This window comes from Enorma burkinafasonensis (assembly GCF_902150035.1).
Taxonomy (GTDB): Bacteria; Actinomycetota; Coriobacteriia; order Coriobacteriales; family Coriobacteriaceae; genus Enorma; species Enorma burkinafasonensis.
In genome coordinates, this window is the sequence record NZ_LR597509.1 from 1 (window position 1) to 21,086 (window position 21,086).

The 21,086-nt window shown below is 63.3% G+C and carries 17 protein-coding genes and 1 pseudogene; 14 read left to right on the forward strand and 4 right to left on the reverse strand.

Features of this window, described 5'->3' with window-relative positions:
- Window positions 1-489 precede the first annotated feature (489 nt).
- On the forward strand, window positions 490-1,962 hold the full coding sequence (locus FS885_RS06390; protein ID WP_144744245.1) for a DUF2130 domain-containing protein: 1,473 nt from the start codon (window positions 490-492) through the stop codon (window positions 1,960-1,962).
- A gap of 442 nt (window positions 1,963-2,404) precedes the next feature.
- Here FS885_RS06390 and FS885_RS06395 read toward each other — a convergent pair whose 3' ends face one another.
- Complete coding sequence (locus FS885_RS06395) at window positions 2,405-3,298, reverse strand: D-2-hydroxyacid dehydrogenase (RefSeq protein ID WP_246060832.1); 894 nt, start codon at window positions 3,296-3,298, stop codon at window positions 2,405-2,407.
- Window positions 3,299-3,506: 208 nt separating this feature from the next.
- Between FS885_RS06395 and FS885_RS06400 the strand changes: the two genes are divergently transcribed.
- The 10 genes from FS885_RS06400 to FS885_RS06445 all read left to right on the forward strand — a co-directional run bounded on the left by FS885_RS06400 (window position 3,507) and on the right by FS885_RS06445 (window position 14,457).
- Window positions 3,507-4,937 (forward strand): amidophosphoribosyltransferase, encoded by a 1,431-nt coding sequence (locus tag FS885_RS06400; protein WP_144744246.1) that lies wholly within the window; start codon window positions 3,507-3,509, stop codon window positions 4,935-4,937.
- A 3-nt stretch (window positions 4,938-4,940) separates the two neighbouring features.
- On the forward strand, window positions 4,941-6,410 hold the full coding sequence (locus tag FS885_RS06405) for a zinc ribbon domain-containing protein (protein WP_144744247.1): 1,470 nt from the start codon (window positions 4,941-4,943) through the stop codon (window positions 6,408-6,410).
- Between the two features lie 108 nt (window positions 6,411-6,518).
- Window positions 6,519-7,073, forward strand: a complete 555-nt coding sequence (gene thpR / locus FS885_RS06410) for an RNA 2',3'-cyclic phosphodiesterase (protein ID WP_144744248.1) — start codon at window positions 6,519-6,521, stop codon at window positions 7,071-7,073.
- Between the two features lie 75 nt (window positions 7,074-7,148).
- Window positions 7,149-7,751, forward strand: a complete 603-nt coding sequence (locus FS885_RS06415) for a type IV toxin-antitoxin system AbiEi family antitoxin domain-containing protein (RefSeq protein WP_222419888.1) — start codon at window positions 7,149-7,151, stop codon at window positions 7,749-7,751.
- Window positions 7,748-8,599, forward strand: a complete 852-nt coding sequence (locus FS885_RS06420) for a nucleotidyl transferase AbiEii/AbiGii toxin family protein (RefSeq protein WP_222419889.1) — start codon at window positions 7,748-7,750, stop codon at window positions 8,597-8,599. Before FS885_RS06415 ends, FS885_RS06420 begins: the two co-directional genes overlap by 4 nt.
- A gap of 178 nt (window positions 8,600-8,777) precedes the next feature.
- Entirely contained in the window at window positions 8,778-10,370 is a 1,593-nt protein-coding gene (locus FS885_RS06425) for an aminotransferase class I/II-fold pyridoxal phosphate-dependent enzyme (protein ID WP_144744250.1), read from the forward strand.
- Window positions 10,371-10,647: 277 nt separating this feature from the next.
- Window positions 10,648-11,118: a deoxycytidylate deaminase gene (locus FS885_RS06430; RefSeq protein ID WP_144744251.1), complete on the forward strand. Its 471-nt coding sequence runs from the start codon at window positions 10,648-10,650 to the stop codon at window positions 11,116-11,118.
- 34 nt (window positions 11,119-11,152) lie between these two features.
- Window positions 11,153-12,325, forward strand: a complete 1,173-nt coding sequence (locus tag FS885_RS06435) for a hypothetical protein (RefSeq protein WP_144744252.1) — start codon at window positions 11,153-11,155, stop codon at window positions 12,323-12,325.
- Window positions 12,326-12,699: 374 nt separating this feature from the next.
- Entirely contained in the window at window positions 12,700-13,212 is a 513-nt protein-coding gene (locus tag FS885_RS06440; protein WP_144744253.1) for a hypothetical protein, read from the forward strand.
- A gap of 237 nt (window positions 13,213-13,449) precedes the next feature.
- The gene (locus tag FS885_RS06445; RefSeq protein WP_144744254.1) at window positions 13,450-14,457 is read left to right on the forward strand and encodes a hypothetical protein; all 1,008 of its coding nucleotides are present in this window, start codon (window positions 13,450-13,452) and stop codon (window positions 14,455-14,457) included.
- Window positions 14,458-14,697: 240 nt separating this feature from the next.
- Here FS885_RS06445 and FS885_RS06450 read toward each other — a convergent pair whose 3' ends face one another.
- Window positions 14,698-15,258, reverse strand: coding sequence for a ferritin family protein (locus FS885_RS06450; protein ID WP_144744255.1), 561 nt, complete (start codon window positions 15,256-15,258; stop codon window positions 14,698-14,700).
- Window positions 15,259-15,553: 295 nt separating this feature from the next.
- Window positions 15,554-15,964 carry a peptide deformylase gene (locus FS885_RS06455; protein WP_144744256.1) on the reverse strand — a complete coding sequence of 137 codons (411 nt, stop codon included), beginning with the start codon at window positions 15,962-15,964 and terminating at the stop codon, window positions 15,554-15,556.
- A 180-nt stretch (window positions 15,965-16,144) separates the two neighbouring features.
- Here FS885_RS06455 and FS885_RS10035 point away from each other — a divergent pair.
- Window positions 16,145-18,121 (forward strand): annotated as a pseudogene (locus tag FS885_RS10035) (Sau3AI family type II restriction endonuclease); the annotation flags it as partial.
- 503 nt (window positions 18,122-18,624) lie between these two features.
- Window positions 18,625-18,819, forward strand: coding sequence for a DNA cytosine methyltransferase (locus tag FS885_RS10190; protein ID WP_425458925.1), 195 nt, complete (start codon window positions 18,625-18,627; stop codon window positions 18,817-18,819).
- Window positions 18,820-18,837: 18 nt separating this feature from the next.
- Here FS885_RS10190 and FS885_RS06475 read toward each other — a convergent pair whose 3' ends face one another.
- Window positions 18,838-20,565, reverse strand: coding sequence for a DUF262 domain-containing protein (locus tag FS885_RS06475; RefSeq protein ID WP_222419891.1), 1,728 nt, complete (start codon window positions 20,563-20,565; stop codon window positions 18,838-18,840).
- A 154-nt stretch (window positions 20,566-20,719) separates the two neighbouring features.
- Between FS885_RS06475 and FS885_RS06480 the strand changes: the two genes are divergently transcribed.
- A complete protein-coding gene (locus FS885_RS06480) occupies window positions 20,720-21,049 on the forward strand; it encodes an HIRAN domain-containing protein (RefSeq protein ID WP_144744257.1) in 330 nt (109 codons plus the stop codon).
- Window positions 21,050-21,086 lie beyond the last annotated feature (37 nt).

Below are 21,086 nucleotides of genomic sequence, written 5' to 3' on the forward strand. Positions count from 1 at the left end.
CATCTCCACCATTCCTTCAACTGGGAAAATGCCGCCCCCGGGGCCCGGATAGGACCTCGGGGGCGTTCGGTTAACTGCGGGAGCGTGCCGTCAGCTCAATGTGTTCGGTTGGGATCGGAAATCAACCTCGTCTTCGGCTATGAGCACGGTTTTCGCCATGCGCTTCCTTCCCTTTGGCCTGGTTCGCGAACCCTTCCCCTCTCTCGGATACCCGATTCCGCGTCGACGTGCCCGGGTGCCGCCCGGTCGCACGGGGTATCCACAGTGATGAAGGAAAACTTACGACTATGTGGACGAGATGCGGAGGTACGCCCGCCGGAGCGTTTCCGCATGCCGGTGGGACGCGGCGGCCGCACGCGGCGCCCTCTTCGCGGCGTCCCGTCACCTGCCACGCCGCTCCCGGTGCCCGCGCGTTGTGTCCGCGCGGTCGGGTACGCTAGCATGCAGGTGGACATAAGAGCGCCGCGCGGCGCGGGGAGGAGCCAGGCGATGAACGAGATCAAGTGCCCCAAGTGCGGGACCGTATTCCAGGTGGACGAGAGCGGCTACGCCGACATCGTGCGGCAGGTGCGCGACGAGGAGTTCAAGCGCCAACTCGCCGAGCGCGAGGAGCTCATGGAGCGCGAGCGTGCGCAGGCCGTGGCGCTTGCGCGCCAGCAGGCGGAGCAGTCGCTGCAGCAGGAGGTCGCCGGCCGCGACACGCGCATCGCCGAGCTCGAGGCGAAGCTCGCCTCGGCCGAGACCGAGCAGGGGCTCGTGCGCGAGAAGACCGCCGCCGAGGAGCGCGAGCGCGCCCGCGCGGACATCGCCGAGCTCGAGCGCTCGCTCGACGCCCTGCGCGCCCAGCTCGCCGAGCGCGAGGCGGCCTCGAAGGTCGAGCTCGCCGAGGCCGCGTCGCGCCACCAGCAGGACCTCTCGGATAAAGACGCCCAGATCACGGCCCTGAAGGAGCGGCTCGCCGCCGAGGAGGCCGGCCAGAAGCTCGCCGTGGCCCAGGCGGTGTCTGCCGTGGAGCGCGAGCGCGACGAGGCCCGCGCGGCGCTCACGAGCGAGAAGGCCCTGCACGAGAGCAAGGTCCAGCAGATCGAGGCGTCCCATTCGCTCGAGCTCGAGCAGAGCCGGCGCACCACCGCCGAGCTCATCCGCTACAAGGACGAGGAGATCGAGCGCCTGCGCGACATGAAGCTCAGGCTCTCCACCAAGATGGTCGGCGAGACGCTCGAGCAGCACTGCGAGACCGAGTTCAACCGCCTGCGCATGACGGCGTTCCCGCGCGCGTACTTCGAGAAGGACAACGACGCCATGGTGGGCGAGGACGGCAGCCGCGCCTCGAAGGGCGACTACATCTTCCGGGAGCGCGACGAGGCGGGCAACGAGATCGTCTCGATCATGTTCGAGATGAAAAACGAGAACGACGCCACCGCGACCAAGCACAAGAACGAGGACTTCTTCAAGAAGCTCGACCAGGACCGCACCAAGAAGGGCTGCGAGTACGCGGTGCTCGTGAGCCTGCTCGAGCCCGAGAGCGAGCTCTACAACACGGGTATCGTCGACGTGAGCTACCGCTACCCCAAGATGTACGTGATCCGCCCGCAGTTCTTCATCCCACTCATCACGCTTCTGCGCAACGCCGCGCTGAACGCGCTCGCCTACAAGCAGGAGCTCGCGCTCATGCGCCAGCAGAACATCGACGTCACGAACTTCGAGGCCAAGCTCGAGACGTTCCAGGACGGCTTCGCGCGCAACTTCGATCTGGCGAGCCGCAAGTTCCAGACCGCGATCGAGGAGATCGACAAGACCATCAGCCACCTGCAGAAGACCAAGGAGGCGCTGCTGTCGAGCGACCGCAACCTCAGGCTCGCGAACGACAAGGCGCAGGGCCTCACCATCAAGAAGCTCACGCGCGGCAACCCCACCATGAAGGCCGCGTTCGAGGAGGCGCGCCGCTCCGAGCTGGAGTAGCGGCGCTCGGGATGGGCTCGGGGCGCTCGCTCGGCGGCGCTTGCCGCCATGAATGCGTTGCGCGCATCGCCCACGCTGCTACTCGCTATTCTTTTGAACTTCGAATTGCAGGATTCGCGCAACTCGATATTCAAATGAACTTCGAATTGCACGAACTACCATTCGATTGATAATTGAATAAAAGAAGGCAGAGAAGAAGATTAGCGACATGCCGATTACCTGCGGAAATATCAAGCAGATGCAATTCGCGAACTTTATGAACCTCTTTTTTTATTCATTATTCAATCGAATTGCCTTGGCGAGCCTTCTCTCCGCCTAAACGGGACCGATAGGCGCCATCTCGACCGCACGATGGCGGCATTCCCCGTTGCTCGAGTGGCGATGGTCCCGCTTGTTTCCCCGAGCTGTCCCGACGGTCCCGTCACTCGAAAGCACGCGATGGTTACGGCAGCGGCACCTCGTTGAGCAGCGGCTCGCCCGCCGCAAGGCGACGGAGGTTCTCGGCGGCGATGCGCGTGATGTTGTCGAGCACCGTGTAGAGGTGGAACTGGCCGGCGACATGCGGTGTGATGAGGATGTTTGGCGCGTCCCACAGCGGGTCGTCCGCGGGCAGGGGCTCGGGTACCGTCACGTCGAGCGCGGCGCCGGCGAGCCGGCCCGATTCGAGGGCCGCGATGAGGTCCGTCTGCACGACGAGGTCGCCGCGGCCGCCGTTCACGAAGTACGCGCCGCGCTTGCAGGAGCTAAGGAACCGCGCGTCCACAAGACCGCGGGTCTCGGGCGCGCTCGGCAGGATCGAGACGACCACATCGGCTTTGGGCAGCAGGTCGTGCAGCTCGTCCATGGTGCAGATGCGCTCGAAGCCCTGAGGGGCCGCGCCCGCGTGGCGCCGGACCCCCGTGACGTGCGCGCCGTGCGCGCTCGCGAGCTGCGCGAAATGGCATCCGATGTCGCCTGCGCCGAGCACGAGCACCTGCGCGCCCGCCAGCGTGGCCACGGCCCCGCGGTCGGTCCACGCGTGCGCGCGCTGGTCGTCGCGGTAGCCGTCGAGGCGCTTCATGAGCATGAGGAGCATCGCGTACAGGTGCTCTGAGACCGCCTGCCCGTAGGCGCCCACGGCGCTCGCGAGCGCGACGCCGGCAGGCACCGCGCCCGGAGCCATATAGGCGTCGTATCCCGCGGAGTTGAGCTGCAGGAGGCGCAGCCGGCGCGCTTGTGCGAGCCGCTCCGCGGGGAGGTTCCCCACGATGACGTCGGCGGCGGCGACCTGCTCGTCCGTCACGTGGCGGGCCTCGGTGTAGGTGAAGGCGGCACCGGGCGCGCCCGCCTCGAGCACGGCCTACTGGGCGTCATTGAACGGCGGGATCACCAGGATGTTCATTGGGCCTCCAGGATCTGCGGGCGGTCCCGCGCGGGGCGGGCCGGCGGTTCGTCGCCTTCTATCGTATCAAGAAAAACTCGCTAAACCTCGCGGTCCCGGTGCGTGGGCAAGGCGCACGCTTTATACTGGGGAACATCGAAAAGCGCCGATGGGAAGGCATGATATGGGTGGATTCTTTGGCGCGGCGTCCAAGCGCGACGTGGTCCTGGATGTGTTCTTCGGGGTCGACTACCATTCGCATCTGGGCACGCGCCGCGCGGGCATGGTGTTCTGCGACGGCACGGGCGGCTTCAACCGCGAGATCCATTCCATCGAGAACACCCCGTTCCGGTCGCGTTTCGACAAGGACCTCGAGACGTTCCACGGCACGAGCGGCATCGGCTGCATCAGCGACACCGATCCCCAGCCGCTGCTCGTCCGCTCGCATCACGGCACGTTCGCCATCACCACGGTGGGCGCCATCAACAACGCGGACGAGCTGATCGAGGCGTACTTCGAGCAGGGCGGCGCGCAGTTCATGGCCATGAGCTCGTGCGCCGTGAACCACACCGAGCTCGTCGCGGCGCTCATCAACCAGAAGGACGACCTGGTCGAGGGCATCCTCTTCGCGCAGCGCGCCATCAAGGGCTCGCTCACGCTGCTCGTCATGACCGAGGACGGCGTCATCTACGCCGCGCGCGACCGGATGGGCCGCCTGCCCGTGATCATCGGCCGCGACGTGAACGGCGACGGGTACTGCGTCTCGCTCGAGTCGTTCGTCTACCACAAGCTCGGTTACGAGGACGCCTACGAGCTGGGTTCCGGCGAGATCGTGTGCGTGACGCCCGAGGGCTTCGAGACCGTGGCCCCGCCGAGCGACCAGATGAAGATCTGCGCCTTCCTCTGGGTGTACTACGGCTACCCCAACTCCAACTACGAGGGCGTGAACGTCGAGGTCATGCGCTACAAGAACGGGCACGTCATGGCGCGCGATGAGGCGATGGCCGGCACCCTGCCCGAGGTCGACTATGTCGCCGGCGTGCCGGACTCGGGCACGCCGCACGCCATCGGCTACGCCAACGAGTGCGGCGCGACCTTCGCCCGCCCGTTCATCAAGTACACGCCCACGTGGTCGCGGTCGTTCATGCCCACCAACCAGAAGGTGCGCGACCGCATCGCCGAGATGAAACAGATCCCCGTGCCGGAGCTCATCCGCGACAAGCGCCTCCTTCTGGTCGACGACTCGATCGTGCGCGGCACGCAGCTCGGCAACACGGTCGACTTCCTGTACGAGACCGGCGCGGCCGAGGTCCACATGCGCTCCGCCTGCCCGCCCATCATGTTCAGCTGCCCGTACCTGTCGTTCTCGCGCGGCAAGTCCGATATGGACCTCATCGCGCGCCGCGTCGTGCGCGAGCTCGAGGGCCCCGAGGGGGACGAGCACCTCGACGAGTACGCCGACAGCTCGACCGAGCGCGGCAAGTGCCTGCTCAAGAGCATCTGCGAGCAGCTGGGTTTCGATTCTCTGGGCTACCAGAGCCTGCCGGGCATGCTCGAGGCGATCGGGCTGGATCCCAGCCAGGTGTGCACCTACTGCTGGGACGGCAAGGAATAGCCGATGCGGGCCCCGCCGCTCGCGCCCGAGGGCGCCGAGGCGGGGCCTGACCTTATGACCGAGCCGGCGCCTGTGCCGGATGATGACGAGGAGGACGAGATGTTCTGCACGAGATGCGGCGCCCGCAACGACGACACCGCGAAGTTCTGCGTCACCTGCGGTGCCCCGCTCATGTCGGCCGAGCAGCTCGCGGGGACGGCGCCCGCCGCCCCGCAGCCCGCGGCGCCCGCGCCTGAAACGGTCGCGCCCGATGCCGCTCCCGAGCAGGCCGCGCCGGCCCCCGACTTCGCCGCCCCCGAGGGGATGCCCGCCGAGCCGCCCGCGGCCGAACCCGTTGCCGCCGAGCCCGCCGCCGAGCCCGTGAGCCCGGTCGTCGCGGAGGAGCCCGCCGCGGAGCCGGGGCCCGTTGTGGCCGAGGAACCCGCCTCCGAGCCCCAGCCCGCGACCGCGCCGGAGCCTGCCGCGGAGCCGGACCCCACGCCCTTCAATGCGCCCGAGCCCGAGCAGCCCGCACCCTGGGCCCCGCAGCCGAGCGAGGCCGTGCTGAGCCAGCCCGCCCCGTGGGCGCCGCAGCCCAGCCAGCCGGCATCGAGCCAGCCCGCGCCCCAGCAGCCGGCGCCGTGGGCCCCGCAGCCGGGGCAGGCGGCACCGCAGCAGCCGCCTGCGGCGTGGATCGGCCAGCCCCAGCAGCCGCCGACCTTCGAGCAGCCCGGGCGGAAGCGCCGCACCGGCCTCATCATCGGCATCGTCGCTGCCTTCCTCGTCATCTGCGCCATCGTCGGCGTCGTCATCGTGATGGGCGTCGTCAGGCCGTCCTCGGGCACGACCAGCTCGAATGTCGATACGGATGTGAGCACCTCCGCGGCAGCTGAGGTCACCATGCCCGACTACTGCGACCCTGCGTACTTCAGCGGCAAGTCGCTCGCCGACATCCGCGCGGCGCTCGAGGGCCAGGGCTTCGAGATCGTGAGCGTGTTCGGCTACGAGTCCGGCAACTGCGACGTCTCCTTCTCGGGCACGCCCGCCTCGGTGCCCTCCAACTCCGAGGACGACGAGGTCTTCATCTCGCTGTACCTCGACTCGGGGACCGGCGCGAGCATGACCGGCATCGAGAGCGTCGACCAGGTCCCCGCAGACGCGCGCGTCAACACCGTGAGCATCTCCTACACGGCAGATATCGAGCCCGACGACTACATCGTGCAGGCGAAGGGCATCGCCGATGCGTTCGGCCTCGGCAACGTCATGTACGGCGTCACAAACACGCAGGAGCAGCTCGAGGAGGCCGCGGAGACCTTCGATTTCGATGTCGACAGCGGCTGGATCAACGACGTCGAGGACTACGACTTCGACTTCTCGGAGTTCTCCGTCTCGGGTATGTGCGAGTTCTACGGCGAGGACGGCAGCTGGTACGTGAGCATCAGCGATTTCGGCTACGGGACGGATGTGTTCATCAGCTACGACGCGCCGTACTAGCGCAGAACCCGGTGCCGTCCGGCAAGGGGACGTGCAGCCGATTCGACCGATTGAAGGCGGCGAGTGGCGCTCTGCCCTCGCCGCCTCGCGTATAGGGGGGTGGTGCCCATGAGGACCTTCATCGCGTTGGAGCTGCCAGAGCGCATGGTCGACGAGGTCGCGGCGCTCGCGCGGGGCCTGGGCGCCTGCGTGCCCGGGCGCCTCATGAAGCCCGATACCTACCACTTGACGCTCGCGTTTCTGGGAGAGGTGAACGAGCGTCAGGCGCGCACGGCGATGGCGGCGATCGATGCCGCCGCGGGCGGCAGGACCCCGGTGCGCCTCGCGCCGGACGGCCTCGGGAAGTTCGGCAAGCCGCATGACGCGACGCTCTGGCTGGGGATCGCGCCCGCGCCGGCGCTCCTCGAGCTCGCAGACGCCGTGCGCGCGGAGCTCGCGGAGCGCGGCGTGCCCTTCGACCACAAGGCGTTCAGGCCCCATATCACGCTCGCCCGCCGCGCCAAACTGCCGCGCGGCCCGTTGCCGGAGCTGCCGTTCCCCGAGCCCGCCGACGCCACGCGCGTGACGCTCTTCAGGAGTACGCTCGCCCCCGAGGGCGCGCGCTACAAGCCGCTGTACACCGTCGAGCTCGGTTCGGCGAACCGGTCAGCCGAGTCATTCTAGCGAACTCATTGCCATCGCTATAGATTAATAGACACAAAAAGTAGTAGAATGTGTCCAATAATCTAAGAGGTGATGATGAAGTCGATCGATATCTTGAAATTCATCGAAGAGCAGGGCGGCATCACGACTGCCGCTCGGCTCAAGAAGGCGGGCTTCACGCCCGGCAGCATCGACTATGCGTACAAATGCGGTGATATCGACAAGCCGTCGCGCGGCGTGTATTGCTGCTTCGATTCGCTCGATGACGATTTCGTCACCGTGTGCCTGCGCTGGAAGAGATGCATCCTGTCTCATGGCAGCTCTCTCTACCTGCTAGGACTTTCCGATAGGGTGCCGTCCGTGCTCGACGTCACCGTCCCGCATGGATATAACCCGAAAAGCTTGAAGGAAGAGAACCCTGGCATCCGCATCCACCGCGTGTCGCCCGCGCTGCACGGTCTGGGCCTCATCGAGGTGAAGACCCCTATGGGCAACACCACTAGATGCTATGACGCCGAGCGCTCAGTTGCCGACCTCATCAAGCAGAGATCGAAAGGGGGTGTCGACGCTCAGCTCATCCGCGACGCCGTGGGCGGCTACTTCAGGATGGAGGGACGCGACCTTGCGCGCCTATCCCAGATGTGCGAAGCCCTGGGAGTCAGAGACGAACTTCAAACGTATCTGGAGGTGCTGACATGACGACCGAGATCAGAAACGATGCAAGCCTACGGGGAAAGATCAGGGCGGTTTCCAAGAAGCACGGCCTCAGACCGCAAGAGGTGCTGAATATGTACCTCTTTGAACACTTGCTGCTGCGTCTTTCGAACAGTGACTACGCAGACAAATTCGTGCTCAAGGGAGGCCTGCTCATCGCTGCGATCACGGGTATGGCGCGCCGGACCACGATGGATATGGACACGACGGTCCATGGGATGGACATGGACGAGGAGAGCGTGAGCAGGGTGGTTCGCGACATATGCGCCGTCAAAGTCGGCGATGGCATGGAGTACGCATTCGAGCGCATCGCTCCCATCCGCGAGGATGACGAGTACGCGAATTGGCGCGCGCACATCAGGGTGCGCTACGGCCGCATAGACGCGCCTATCAAACTCGACATCACCACGGGCGACACCATCACGCCGAGAGAAGTGGAGTTCGCCTACCCGCTCATGTTCGACGGCGGAACCGTCAGCGTGCTGTCCTACCCCCTGGTAACCATCCTCGCCGAGAAGCTTGAGGCGGTAGTGAGCAGGGGTAGCGGTAATACCCGTGGAAGAGATTTCTACGACATATTCATGTTCATGAGGGCCAAACGGGATTCCATTGATGCCGAGCAGCTGAAGCTAGCGGTCAGCGCTACGGCGGGGCAGCGCGGGTCGACTGCCCTGTTGGCCGATTATGCCGCCCGTCTCGAGGAGGTCAGGAGATCAAAGGCCATGCTGCAGTCTTGGGAGCGCTATGTCGCCGATACGCCGTACGCGCAGGGTATCGGATTCGACGAGGTGGTCGACGCGGCATTGGAGCTGGGGGCTATCGCTATTGGCTAAGCGCGTTGAAGCGGGGGCGGCGGCATGGATCTTGAGCGCAGATCGTCTGAAATGTGAACCCCTGTCGAGGTCTCTTGTGTAGGTTCAATTTATCGATGAAAATTGAACTATGGAATTGAACTCCTGCTACCATGTAGTTCAACGTGAGTTCAAATTGAACCGATGCAAGGCGGAGACCATGGCAGACCAGCGATTCTCGAAACGGTTGGCGAGTGCTCTCGAGCAGGCGGGCATGAAGCAGGCCGATCTGATCCACGCCGCCGCCGAGCAGGGCAAGAAGCTCGGCAAGAGCCAGGTGAGCCAGTACGTGAGCGGCAAGACGGTGCCGCGCCGCGACGTCATGGAGCTGCTCGCCTCCCTTTTGGGGGTGAGTGCCGCCTGGCTGTCGGGGGAGGAGGACGCGCCCCGCGCGGCTGCCGCCGCCCAGGTGCCGCACGGTCCGTCCCCGCAGGAGGGCGGCAAGGCGCCCACGACACCCGCGCGAGCTAGCGCGCGGCCTGCGACCGCGCCTCAGGCACCTGCGACCACCGTCTCGACCCCAGGGAGTACCACCATGCGCCAGTTCAACAAATCATCCAAGCTCGACAACGTCCTCTACGACGTCCGCGGCCCCGTTGCCGACGAGGCCGCCCGCATGGAGAGCGAGGGCCTGCGCATCCTCAAGCTCAACATCGGCAACCCCGCGCCGTTCGGCTTCCGCACTCCGGACGAGGTCGTGCAGGACATGCGCCAGCAGCTGCCCGACTGCGAGGGCTACTCCGACTCGCGCGGGCTCTTCTCCGCGCGCAAGGCCATCATGCAGTACGCCCAGATCAAGGGCCTGCCCAACGTCTCCATGGACGGCATCTACACGGGCAACGGCGTCTCGGAGCTCATCCAGCTGTGCATGAACGCGCTGCTCGACAACGGCGACGAGATCTTGATCCCGAGCCCGGACTACCCGCTCTGGACCGCGTGCGCCACGCTCGCCGGCGGCACGCCCGTGCACTATGTCTGCGACGAGGAGGCCGAGTGGAACCCTGATGTCGCCGACATCGAGAAGAAGGTCACCGCCCGCACGAAGGCCATCGTCATCATCAACCCCAACAACCCCACGGGCGCCGTCTACCCGCGCGAGATCCTGGAGCAGATCGTCGAGATCGCCCGGCGCCACCAGCTCATGATCTTCTCTGACGAGATCTACGACCGCCTGTGCATGGACGGCGTCGAGCACATCTCGATCGCCTCGCTCGCGCCCGACCTGCCGTGCGTCACGTTCTCGGGCCTCTCGAAGTCGCACATGATCGCCGGCTACCGCATCGGCTGGATGGTCCTCTCGGGCGACAAGCGCTGCATGAGCGACTTCATCTACGGCATCAACATGCTCTCGAACATGCGTCTGTGCTCGAACGTGCCCGCGCAGTCAATCGTGCAGACCGCGCTCGGCGGGCACCAGAGCGTGAAGGGGTACGTCGCGCCCGGCGGCCGCGTGTATGAGCAGCGCAACTTCGTCTACGAGCGCCTGAACGCCATCGACGGCATCACCGCGGTGAAGCCCAAGGCCGCGTTCTACATCTTCCCCAAGATGGACGTCAAGAAGTTCAACATCACCGATGACGAGCAGTTCGCGCTCGACCTGCTGCACCAGAAGCGCATCCTCATCACGCGCGGCGGCGGCTTCAACTGGGGCGCGCCGGACCACTTCCGCATCGTGTACCTGCCGCGCATGGAGGTCCTGCGCGAGGCCATGGACGACCTCGCCGACTTCTTCGCGCACTACCGCCAGAGCTGACGTCGCGACTGTAGCCGAGAGTCTGCCCCGTTATCGAGGCTGTAGGAAAACCTGCGGGCAGGATTTAGCAGGAGAGGGGCCATATAGAAGCCGTTTCCTGCTAAAATCCGCCCGCAGATTCGGTTCGGGTGAAATGCAGTGCCGTTCCCGCGAGGCGGAAGCTGCGATCGCCACCGTGCAGGTCGCAAACGCGAAAAAACCGGTGCTTGTTTCGCGGCCCTGCATGCGTCATAGTTGACGCAACGCGGCAAGCGGCCGCTGGGAGCGAGGAGCAGCCATGTCGGAGAAGCGCAACGACGTCATCACCTGGGACGAGTTCTTCATGCGGGTCGCCGTGGCGGCGAGCATGCGCAGCAAGGATCCCAACACGCAGGTGGGTGCCTGCATCGCCGACACCAACAACCGCATCCTCTCGGTGGGCTACAACGGCACGCCCTCCGCGCTGAACGACGACGACTTCCCGTGGGGCGTCTCGGACGACCCGCTCCACGACAAGCACGGCTACGTGGTCCACGCCGAGGCGAACGCCGTCCTCAACTACCGCGGCTCGCTCAAGGACATGGGCGGCGCGACCATCTACGTGACGCTCTTCCCCTGCAACGAGTGCGCGAAGATCCTGGCGCAGGTGGGCATCGGCGAGGTGGTCTACCTCGACGACAAGTACGAGGGCACCGAGGACAACCTCATCTCCAAGCGCATCCTCGACTCGTGCGGGATCCATTTCCGGGGGATGAGCCTCGCAGGCTAGGACCGTCTGCGCCGGCTTCGTGTTAGGGGGCGTGGTGCTCGAAAGCGATTTTTTCACCTATCTGGTGCGGGACAGGGGGCTTAGCCCGGCGTCGGCGGAATCCTCGCTCTCGCGCTGCAAGCGCCTTGAGCGATACGAGGGCGATCTTGACAAGCTTCATGAGCGCGACGGGCTCGGCTCGTTGATCGCGAGCCTGGTCTATTCGACTGAGGATGAGAGCCAGGGCCGGAAGCCGCGGCATCACGTTCCCATCAAGGGGAACGTGCGCACGGGCACGGCCTCGCTCAAGAATGCCGCCGTCCTCTACCGAGATTTCCGCAACGGGGTAACAGAATCTAGTCGGCCTCGGGCACGACGCCCGGCAGGCGTCTCCGGGAACCATACCATTCCAGGCAATGCTGAGAGCCGTCGCAACGAGCGGGCGGACTGGCCGGAGTGGCCCTTGCCATCGCATGACGACGCGCGGATCCTTGCATCCCTGGTCGCTCGGTACACGAGGTTTCTCGATCCGGAAATCGTGGAAGCGCTCGCCAAAGATAACGAGCGGCACGCGCCGGAATGGCGTTTCCGCTTGGAGGCGTGCGGGGTCGATCCCGACCTGTACCTCTGGGAGGGTTCCGCATGCGCCTTTCCAGGCGTCCGGCGTCATTCGGGAACTAAAGAAATCGAAGCGTTTCGCCACGGATCCGTCGAGGCTGCATCGCTGAGCGATGCCGTGAAGCTCGATGACAACTCGTACCCTAAGCAGCTGTGGGCATTCCTCTTCACGGGATGGGCCTTTGGCAAGATAGGGCCGAACGGCTACGCGCTGGCACATCTTCTTGACCATAAGGGTGGCGAGCGATTCGGGCGCGAGGTCGTGGCCGCGAATGGATCGCCTTGCCTGCGCGCGGTTCCCGGGCTCTTCACCGCTCCGAGCAACACCGCTTATATTTGCAAGAGCCTCTTGGATCCAACCGATTTCTCGAGCAGCTTGCGTGCCCTGCTGCAACGAAGGGCGAGGAGCCTGTACGGGGATGTATGCGCCCTGCTGCCTCCGGGGTACGGTCTGGCGCCCTTCGAGCCAGACGAATGGGATGTCGGTGAGTTCGAGTGGTGCGAGCCGTTGGGTGATCTCGGCAGAATGGAGGAGTTCCTCGCCTGGCGTTCAATGGAGCTCGATCGGTTGTTCGACACATATTGCCGGACGAACGTATGGGATGTGTAGCATATGAGATTCATAGACTGGAACGGTGACGGCTGCGTCGATGGGCGCGATGTCGCAATCGATGTTGCCCGAGGCGAGGAGCCCGTGCAGAGGCGGGGCCAAACCGGAGGACATCTCGGATGCACGGGAACAGCGGTCGCGCTGGCGCTCCCTATCGCAGGTTTCGTTCTGTATCTTCTGTTGTAAACCGCGGGCAGGACGCGGAGTCTGCGTCGGTCTATCTTTACCAATCCCTTACATGCCTTTAACACTCGTACGGTTTCGCGCGGGTAGATTTGTGCCAACAGATGGGAAGCATGGGTTCCGCGGCGAGATGGCGTGATGGCCGATCTCGTGCGTCCATGGTATCGAGGTCTGGCGAAAGCGAGGTCGGTATGGATGCGCTGAATGCGATTATCGGTCCGCGCGAGAGCGAGTTCACCGGGCTCAAGGGCCAGGTGCTCCGGTATGTGGGTGCGGCGTTCTTCCTCACGGTGTTCGGCCTGTTCGCCGTGGCCGCGGGCAATCGGCACGAGGGCATCGTCTTCATCACGGACCCGCTGTCCGATGTGCTCTTCGCCTGCGCGGTCGCGCTCTACCCGCTCGTCACCTGCTGGCGCCACCTCGCCAAGATGACGGCGGCCTACCGCGCCGGTGAGCCGTTCGAGCTCGCGGGCGTGGTGCTCGCGCTCTACGGCCGCGACGAGGCCGAGCGCGTGCAGGTCGAGCGTTCTGCGGTGCTCGAGCGCCATGAGCTCGTGGCGGCGATGCGCGCCGAGGGAACGGACGAGGTCATCGCGCGGTTCGGCCGCGACGGGGCCTACCGGATGTGCCGCACGTTCTACGTGGCGGTCATCGCGGTCTCGGCGGCGGCGTTCGCGTTCATGCTCGTGGTGGCGCCGTTCTAGCCCATCGCGTGCCGCAGCGCCCGCTGCCCTCGCCTCCGCGCGTGCCGTATCGCGGCCGGGCATGGGGGACGGCGCGGTGCGGATTGTCCAGCTTTCGTGGTCGCACAGATTGTGCAGCCCGTTGACGTGCGCGACCTCTACACTGAGGTGCGCACGTTTTCGTGCACGGCCGAGAGGCCTCAAGATGGCGGGGCGGTCGAGCCCCATGACAGACGCCGGAAGGCGCAGGAGGAACGCATGTCTGAGTACAGCGAGATCGAGAACATGGAAGAGAACGACGCTATGGAGACGGCCGCGGAAGCTGCCGTCGAGGTTGAGCTCGAGGGCGACGACATCGAGGTCGCCATCGAGGACGACGAGGACGGCATCGAGTCCGAGATCGAGGAGGGCGACGAGGAGGCAGAGCTTCCCGCCGAGGACCTCGATGAGGTGCTGTTCGACAAGGTGAACCGCGCGGCGCGCCTGCTGCGCAACCGCAAGGCGGCTCTCGCCGACGAGGCTGCCGAGGAGGCCGAGCGCACCAAGGATCTGGTCCGCGCCCTCAAGCTCCTCGACCTCAAGCCCCGTATGGAGGAGAAGGAGATGGCCGACCTTCTGGGCATGCGCCTGCGCCTGCTCAACGAGCTGCTGATCGAGGCCGAGAAGAACGATATCGTGGGCCGCATCGAGCCCGAGGACGGCGACATGCGCAAGATCGTCGTCTTCGCGAGCGAGGACGCGGTCGAGCTGGCCGAGGCCCGCGGCGACCGCCGCAAGAAGCTCGTGCCGCAGCTCTCGTCCGATTCCGCCCGCTCCATGATCGAGCTGCTCGATGAGATCATCGACCCGCTCGTCGAGATGGGCTGCGAGAAGGAGCGCGAGGAGCGCGGCGGCGACCGCGGCGGGCGTGGCGGCTTCGGCGGCCGTGACGACCGCGGCGGGCGCGGCGGCGACCGTGGCGGCCGTGGCTTCGGTGGCCGCGGCGGCGACCGCGGCGACCGTGGTGGCCGTGGCGGCTTCGGCGGGCGCGGCGGCGATCGCGGCGGCTTCGGCGGTCGTGGTGGCGACCGCGGTGGCCGTGGCGGCTTCGGTGGGCGTGACGACCGTGGTGGCCGCGGCGGTTACGGTGACCGCGGCGGGCGCGGTGGCTTCGGCGGCGACCGCGGCGGCCGTGGTGGCCGTGGCGGCTTCGGCGGCCGTGACGACCGCGGCGGGCGCGGCGGCTTCGGCGGCCGCGGCGGCGATCGCGGCGGCAACCGCTGGTAAGCCGACCCGCAGCCGGACCTGCGGCTACATAGCTCGATAGGGAAGGGCCGTTGCTCGCGCAGCGGCCCTTTCGCATAGCTACGGCAAGCGGCACTGCCAAAAGTTCCGCCTTAAAAATGGCAACTCTGCCAGAAGTTCCACATGAAAAATGGCAAACCACCTGCTCAAGGCACAAGAAAAGGGCGCACGTCCCAGCGGAACGCGCGCCCTTGCATACCAGAGGGGTATGTGCGCCGGAGCTTAGCCGAAGTAGCGCTTGAGCAGGCCGGCGAACGCCTTGCCGTGACGGGCCTCGTCGCGGGCCATCTCGTGCACGGTGTCGTGGATGGCATCGAGGCCGGCGGCCTTGGCACGCTTGGCGAGGTCGAACTTGCCGGCGGTGGCGCCGTTCTCGGCCTCGACGCGCATCTCGAGGTTCTTCTTGGTGGAGTCGGTCACGACCTCGCCGAGGAGCTCGGCGAACTTGGCGGCGTGCTCAGCCTCCTCATAGGCGGCCTTCTCCCAGTACAGGCCGATCTCGGGGTAGCCCTCGCGGTGCGCGACGCGCGCCATGGCGAGGTACATGCCCACCTCGGAGCACTCGCCCTCGAAGTTGGCGCGCAGGTCGGCCACGATGTCCTCGGAGACCTCGGGGAGCTTGCCGACGCCCACGACGTGCTCGGCGGCCCAGGTCATCTCGGTCTCGGACTGCTTGATGAAGCGGTCGCCGGAGACGCCGCACTGGGGGCACTTGAAATCGGCGGGCAGCTCCTCGCCGTCGAACTCCTCAACGTAACCGCAAACGGGGCAAACGAACTTCATGGTGTACTCCTTCGTACGTGGGCGATGCGTCGCGTCGGTGCGTCCCGGGCGCGGCGCGCTGTGATGCCTATTATGCCGAAATGCTCCCTGTCAGATAGCATATTAGGACAGATTCCTAAAAGAGCGCAGTTCCTTCACAGTAAGTTTGCCGAGGAAAACTGCACGCGACGGCTTCGGCAAACCTGCCCGGGGCGCCTCCGGCACCGGCTGCTGCATCGTTGTCGGCGCGTTCGCCGGGCTGTTCCTCATGGCCCTATTAATCAGCTGCGGAGCATAGGCGGGTTGCGCTGCGGGTCTAGATGACGATCCCGTTGCAGTGGTCGACCTCGTGCTGGATGATCTGGGCGGTATATCCCGTGAACGACTGGGTCTGCGGCGCGAACGCGCCGTCGAGGTAGCGGACCTTGATGCGCCGGAAGCGCGTCGCCGCGCGCACGCCCGTGAGCGAGAGGCAGCCCTCCTCCGTCCGGTACTCCTGGGCGCCCTCGATGACCTCGGGGTTGTACATGAGCAGCTGCCGGTCGCCATCCTGAACGACGATGATGCGCTTGCGCACGCCGATCATGTTGGCCGCCATGCCTACGCATTCGTGGCTGTGCGCGGTGAGGGTGTCGAGCAGGTCCTGCCCGATGGGGGCATCCTCAGGCGTCGCCTCCTCGCTGGGAAGCCGCAGCAGCAACGGTGAGGTGACGATCGGCCGTATCATGCGCGCTCCAAACCACGGGTTCAATCGTCCGCATTATGTCATATCGAGCGAGGCTGGTCTTCCCGACATAGTGCGTGCTTGCTTCGAGAGAGTTGGGTGGCGGAAAGTCTGCGATCCACATAGAACATATGATCGATCGATACAATGGGCCGATCGATCATATGTTCTATGGAGTGGCCCATGCATCTCGAGCGTACCGATTACGATGCCTCTTCACTGGCTTCGATCGTCGAGTACGCAAAGCAGCTCGAGGGCAAGACCCTTCGCGAGGCGTGCGATCTTACCGATATCGAGGATTCGCATAAGCGCAAGGGCTCGTTCGGCGACGCGCTCGAGGAATACTACTTCCACTATGCCAACAACAGCGATCCGAACCCCGATTTCGCCGAGGTGTCGACCGAGCTCAAGTCAACGCCTCTCAAGGTGAAGCGCAACGGCGACCATTCCGCAAAGGAACGGCTGGTCATCAGCCTTATCAACTACATGAACGTTGTTGACGAGACCTGGGAGACGAGCTCGCTTCAGAAGAAGCTCCGGAAGATCCTGCTGGTCGCGTACCAGTACGACAAGGATCTCAATCCCGTCGACTTCCTCATCAAGATCGTCGAGCTGTGGGGGATCCCCCAAGAGGACCTGCCGACGTTCAAGCACGATTGGGATACCGTCGTGGACAAGATCCGTGCCGGTAAAGCGCATGAGCTCTCGGGCTCGGACACGTTGTATCTCGAGGCGGCGACCAAGGCGGCTTCGGCGAAGGACCGCAGGCCGCAACCATTCTCGCCCATCCCTGCCAAGCCGCGTGCTTGGGCGATCAAGCAGTCCTACATGACCGCTACCTTCAACCACCTACTGGACGTTCAGAGCATCCGCCGTGTTCGCGATGAGGGCACGCTCGACTTGCTTGAGCTTGTGAAGCGCCGCTTCGAACCGTACACGGGCCTTACGGAGGAGGAGCTCGCCGCCGTATGCGGGTATTCGTGGACTGGCCGTCGCAAGCCGAAGAACCTCTGTGCGCTCATTACCAAGCATATCTTAGGAGTCGACGAGAACCTCAAGATCGCCGAGTTCGAGAAGGCGGGGATCAAGGCGAAAACCATGAGGGTCAAACGCAACGGCGTCCCCAAGGAGTCGATCTCGTTCCCGGCGTTCAGCTATCTTGATCTTGCCGAGCGCAGCTTTGAGGAGAGCGACTTTCTGGGTTATCTGCGCCAGAAGTACCTCTTCGTCATCTATCGCGAGGACAGGCGCGAGAAGGGGCGCTTCCGCCTTGCCGAGGTGCTGTTCTGGCAGATGCCCGACGCCGATATCGTCGAGGCCAGGCGCTGCTATGAGGAGATGCAACGGAGGGTGCGCGACGGTCATGCCGACCGTTCGGTGACCTCGAAGGAGAACCGCTGCTGCCATGTACGGCCCCATGGCAGGAACAAGGACGACACCCTCCCGACACCATATGGATCTCAGGAGACGAAGAAGTGTTTTTGGATCAATGCGCGCTATATCGGCGAGGAGATCGATAGAGTAAAGCGGGCAGATTCGAGCAGTGCAAAGAAGCGCTGTGCTCATAGTTTAGGGGACGACGTGGCGAAGAATACGATCAAGGTTGCCGAGCTATTTGCAGGTGTCGGGGGATTCAGGCTTGGGTTAGAGGGATATCATGACCCGAAGCGCTTGGAGTTCGATATGCCTGCTGCAGGTCCCTTCACCACGGTTTGGGCCAACCAGTGGGAGCCGCCGGGAACGTTTACCAAGCAGTTTGCCGCCCGATGCTACCGGATGCGTTTCGGCGACGATGCCGTTGTGAACCAAGACATCCATGCGGTACTCGATGCGTACGAAGACGGCGCGATCGATATTCCCGACGTGGACATGGTCGTAGGCGGGTTCCCGTGTCAGGACTACTCCGTCGCGAAGCCGCTTGCCCATGCGAAGGGTATCGTCGGCAAGAAGGGCGTCCTGTGGTGGGACATCTACCGTTTCCTGCAGTTGAAGGGTTGTCCTCGATTCGTGTTGCTCGAGAACGTCGACCGCCTGCTCAAGAGCCCCGCATCGCAGCGAGGCCGCGATTTCGCCATCATCCTTTCCTGTCTCGCGACGCTCGGCTACGCCGTTGAATGGCGCGTGATCAACGGTGCCGATTACGGGTTCCCGCAAAAGCGTCGCCGCGTCTACATCTATGCCGAGAAGACCGATGACGCATGGGACCTGGAGGAGCGTCTGGAGCGCGGCGTCATCGCCGTGGCGTTCCCGGCTCAGCCAGTTGGGAGTATCCGGCACATCGAGTTGTTTTCAGACCCGTACGAGAATTCCGAACACTTCGGTTGCGGTCTCAAGCAGTCGCCCTTCGAAAACGCCGGAGCAATGCAGGGCGGTAAAGTCTGCACGGTTGCGACGAAGGCGAGCTACGACGGGCCGATGATCACCCTTGGCGACGTGCTCGTTCCCGACGAGGAGGTTCCCGACGAGTATTACGTCGAGGACGAGAAGCTCGAGAAGTGGCGCTATTTCAAGGGAGGCAAGAAGGAGCCGCGCGTGAACAAGCAGACCGGCTTCGAGTACCTCTATTCGGAAGGCGCCATGGCGTTCCCGGATCCGGTCGACGCGCCCGCCCGTACCATCCTTACGAGTGAGGGGGGGGGTCTGCCTCACGCTCCAAACACATCGTGCAGGCTGCAGACGGCAGGTACCGACGGCTCGTTCCAGACGAGCTCGACCAGCTGCAGGGGTTCCCAAAGGGCTGGACAAACAGCGGCATGTCGGACAATCAGCGCGCCTTCTGCATGGGCAACGCGCTCATCGTGGGCATCCCGCACCGCATCGGCGAGGTCATCGCGCGGCGTGCGGCTGTAGAGAGATAGCATCGACCAAAAAAGCTCTTATGCCAAGAGGGTATCGATAGTGGACTTCGCAACTCGCTGTGCTCGGTTGTGAATGATGAGATTTGCTTTGTCGAAGTCCTTCTCTCTGATTGCGATGATTGCTCCGTTGAGTTCCTCGGGAGTGAAATACATTGATTCCTGGATGAGCTTCGAATACCTGCCGTCCTGGTTTACGTCGTACAGCGTCTTGTCCTTCTTCTTGTTGTTGTCGAAGCGCGGCAAATACATGCAGTTTCCCAAAGAATTGCCAAACACCTTTTTCACTGGCTGGTTGTCCGAGGAAGAAATGAGTTTACGAGGGATGATGTGCTCAAGCTCGTAGCTTTCTCCATATGAGACTGTTTTGGCCAAGTAGGTAAGGTTGGCATGTATGGTAACGAGTGCGGTGATCTCCTTCGAGAAAATGATTCCGGGCGTGCAATCGGAAAGCCAGTGATTGAACGTGTCCTCAAATGACTTTTGGTCAAGCTTGGTAAGGTAATTTCGCGTCTGCATTGCGCCTGGATAGTAGCTCATAAGGCGCAGGTCACCTTTTGATTGCCAGGTTTTAGCAAGTGCATCATACACGTAATACGCTTTGATGTTTTTCAGCGAGCGCTTGTACTCTGCAGATTCGGGATCAAGGTCCCAAAGGGCGGCGAAATAGGAAAGCGTTTTGAATGTCGTCGAGATACCAAGCGCGTATTCATTATTCTTGGACGACTTGAACCGTTTGAGCAACTTGGAAAAGACGTCCTGCAGGTTCTTGCAAATCCTGTTGACCTTATCAAGGACGACTTGGAGATTCGCATCGAGATAGGGAACGTGATTAATTAGGGTGCTGAGCTTGCGGTTATCCGTGCCGGTCGCAATGCCAAGTACGCCAAACCCGATTTCAGCGACCGCGTTGTTCGTTTGCGGAACGAGCGCGCATAGGTTATCGCAGATATATTTTCCTAGAGCGATTCCAAGCTCGGAGAGGGTAATCGTTCGCTCTTGGGTTAATTGATCTTCGGAGAATCCGTCAAGTTCGAATTCCGTAGATTGGCCCATATCAAGGTAATGCTGTTTAACGTTCGAGAGTATCTCGTCCTGGATGGGGGAAATGGCAGCCGAGGCCAGATGGATCTTCGTATTGCTCCACGCTGCGCTAAAGATCTCATATTTCGACAAGGGAACGCCGCCTTGGTTTAGATTGGCGAAGACGTCGGCGATTCTCTCTTGATCCCCACGATACTCAATTGCGGGTATTTTCAGGCTTTCAAGGCTTACGTACTCACGCATCATCCTTCTTGTAGCCTTGATTAGCTTTCTTACTGTCTGGCGGTTTTCAATGGGATTAATTGGATCGAACCAATAATCGAGTTGATCATCGCTGCTATTCAACAGATCGTCGAATCTCGTCTCATCGAGCTGCATGGTTTCGTCGAGATGCGCATTTACCATCTTCAGCTGCTCGAGGTACTTGTCATATTCCAACGACTTCCAATAGGTGAGTGGATGCTGCTTGAATTCCCTGATTGTAGAAAGGCGTTGCTGTCCGTCAAGGATAAGAAGCGTGGAGTTAGCCTCTTTGGTCTTTGGATACACGAGAACAGCACCAAAAGGAAGGCCCTCATGAAGCGTTGTGATGAAGGCTTCTTTCTTCTTCGTGTTCCATACAAAGCGGCGTTGAAATAAAGGAAGATCGATGCGCTCGAGGTCGGATATGCTCATATTGATGATTTCGTATTGCGGCGCAGTCATGCTACATCCTTCCGAGAGCCTGAGATCATGATCTCACACGCATCTCGAAATTCAAGATCTAGCAGCTATCCAGTTTTGTCCGGGCGGCGCGATACCTTGGCATCGTCAAAAGAAGCCGTCGGTTGGCCGGCGGCGCGGGGCCAAGGAGGCAACCATGTTCGAGCCGTCACGCAATCTCATGTCGTTCCACATCGCCGGGTTCCAGTACTGGGACGGCGCGCTCGTCCTCGACCAGCTCAAGCCGGGCCAGCAGCTTGAGCTCGTTCCCGAGTTCGAGAACCCGCACGACCCCGAGGCGGTCGCAATCTACTTCCAGGGCGTGAAGCTTGGGTTCGTCCCCACGGAGATGAACGGCACCATCTCGCCGCTCCTCTACTTCGGACACGGTGACGCGCTCGAGTGCCGCGTGCAGCAGGTCGCGCCCGAGCGCAGCCCGTGGCACCAGGTGCGCGTTGGAATTTACGTCACCGATGCGCGTGGGTAGATCTGAACATCGCCTAACGAGAAGGCCTCATAGCGGG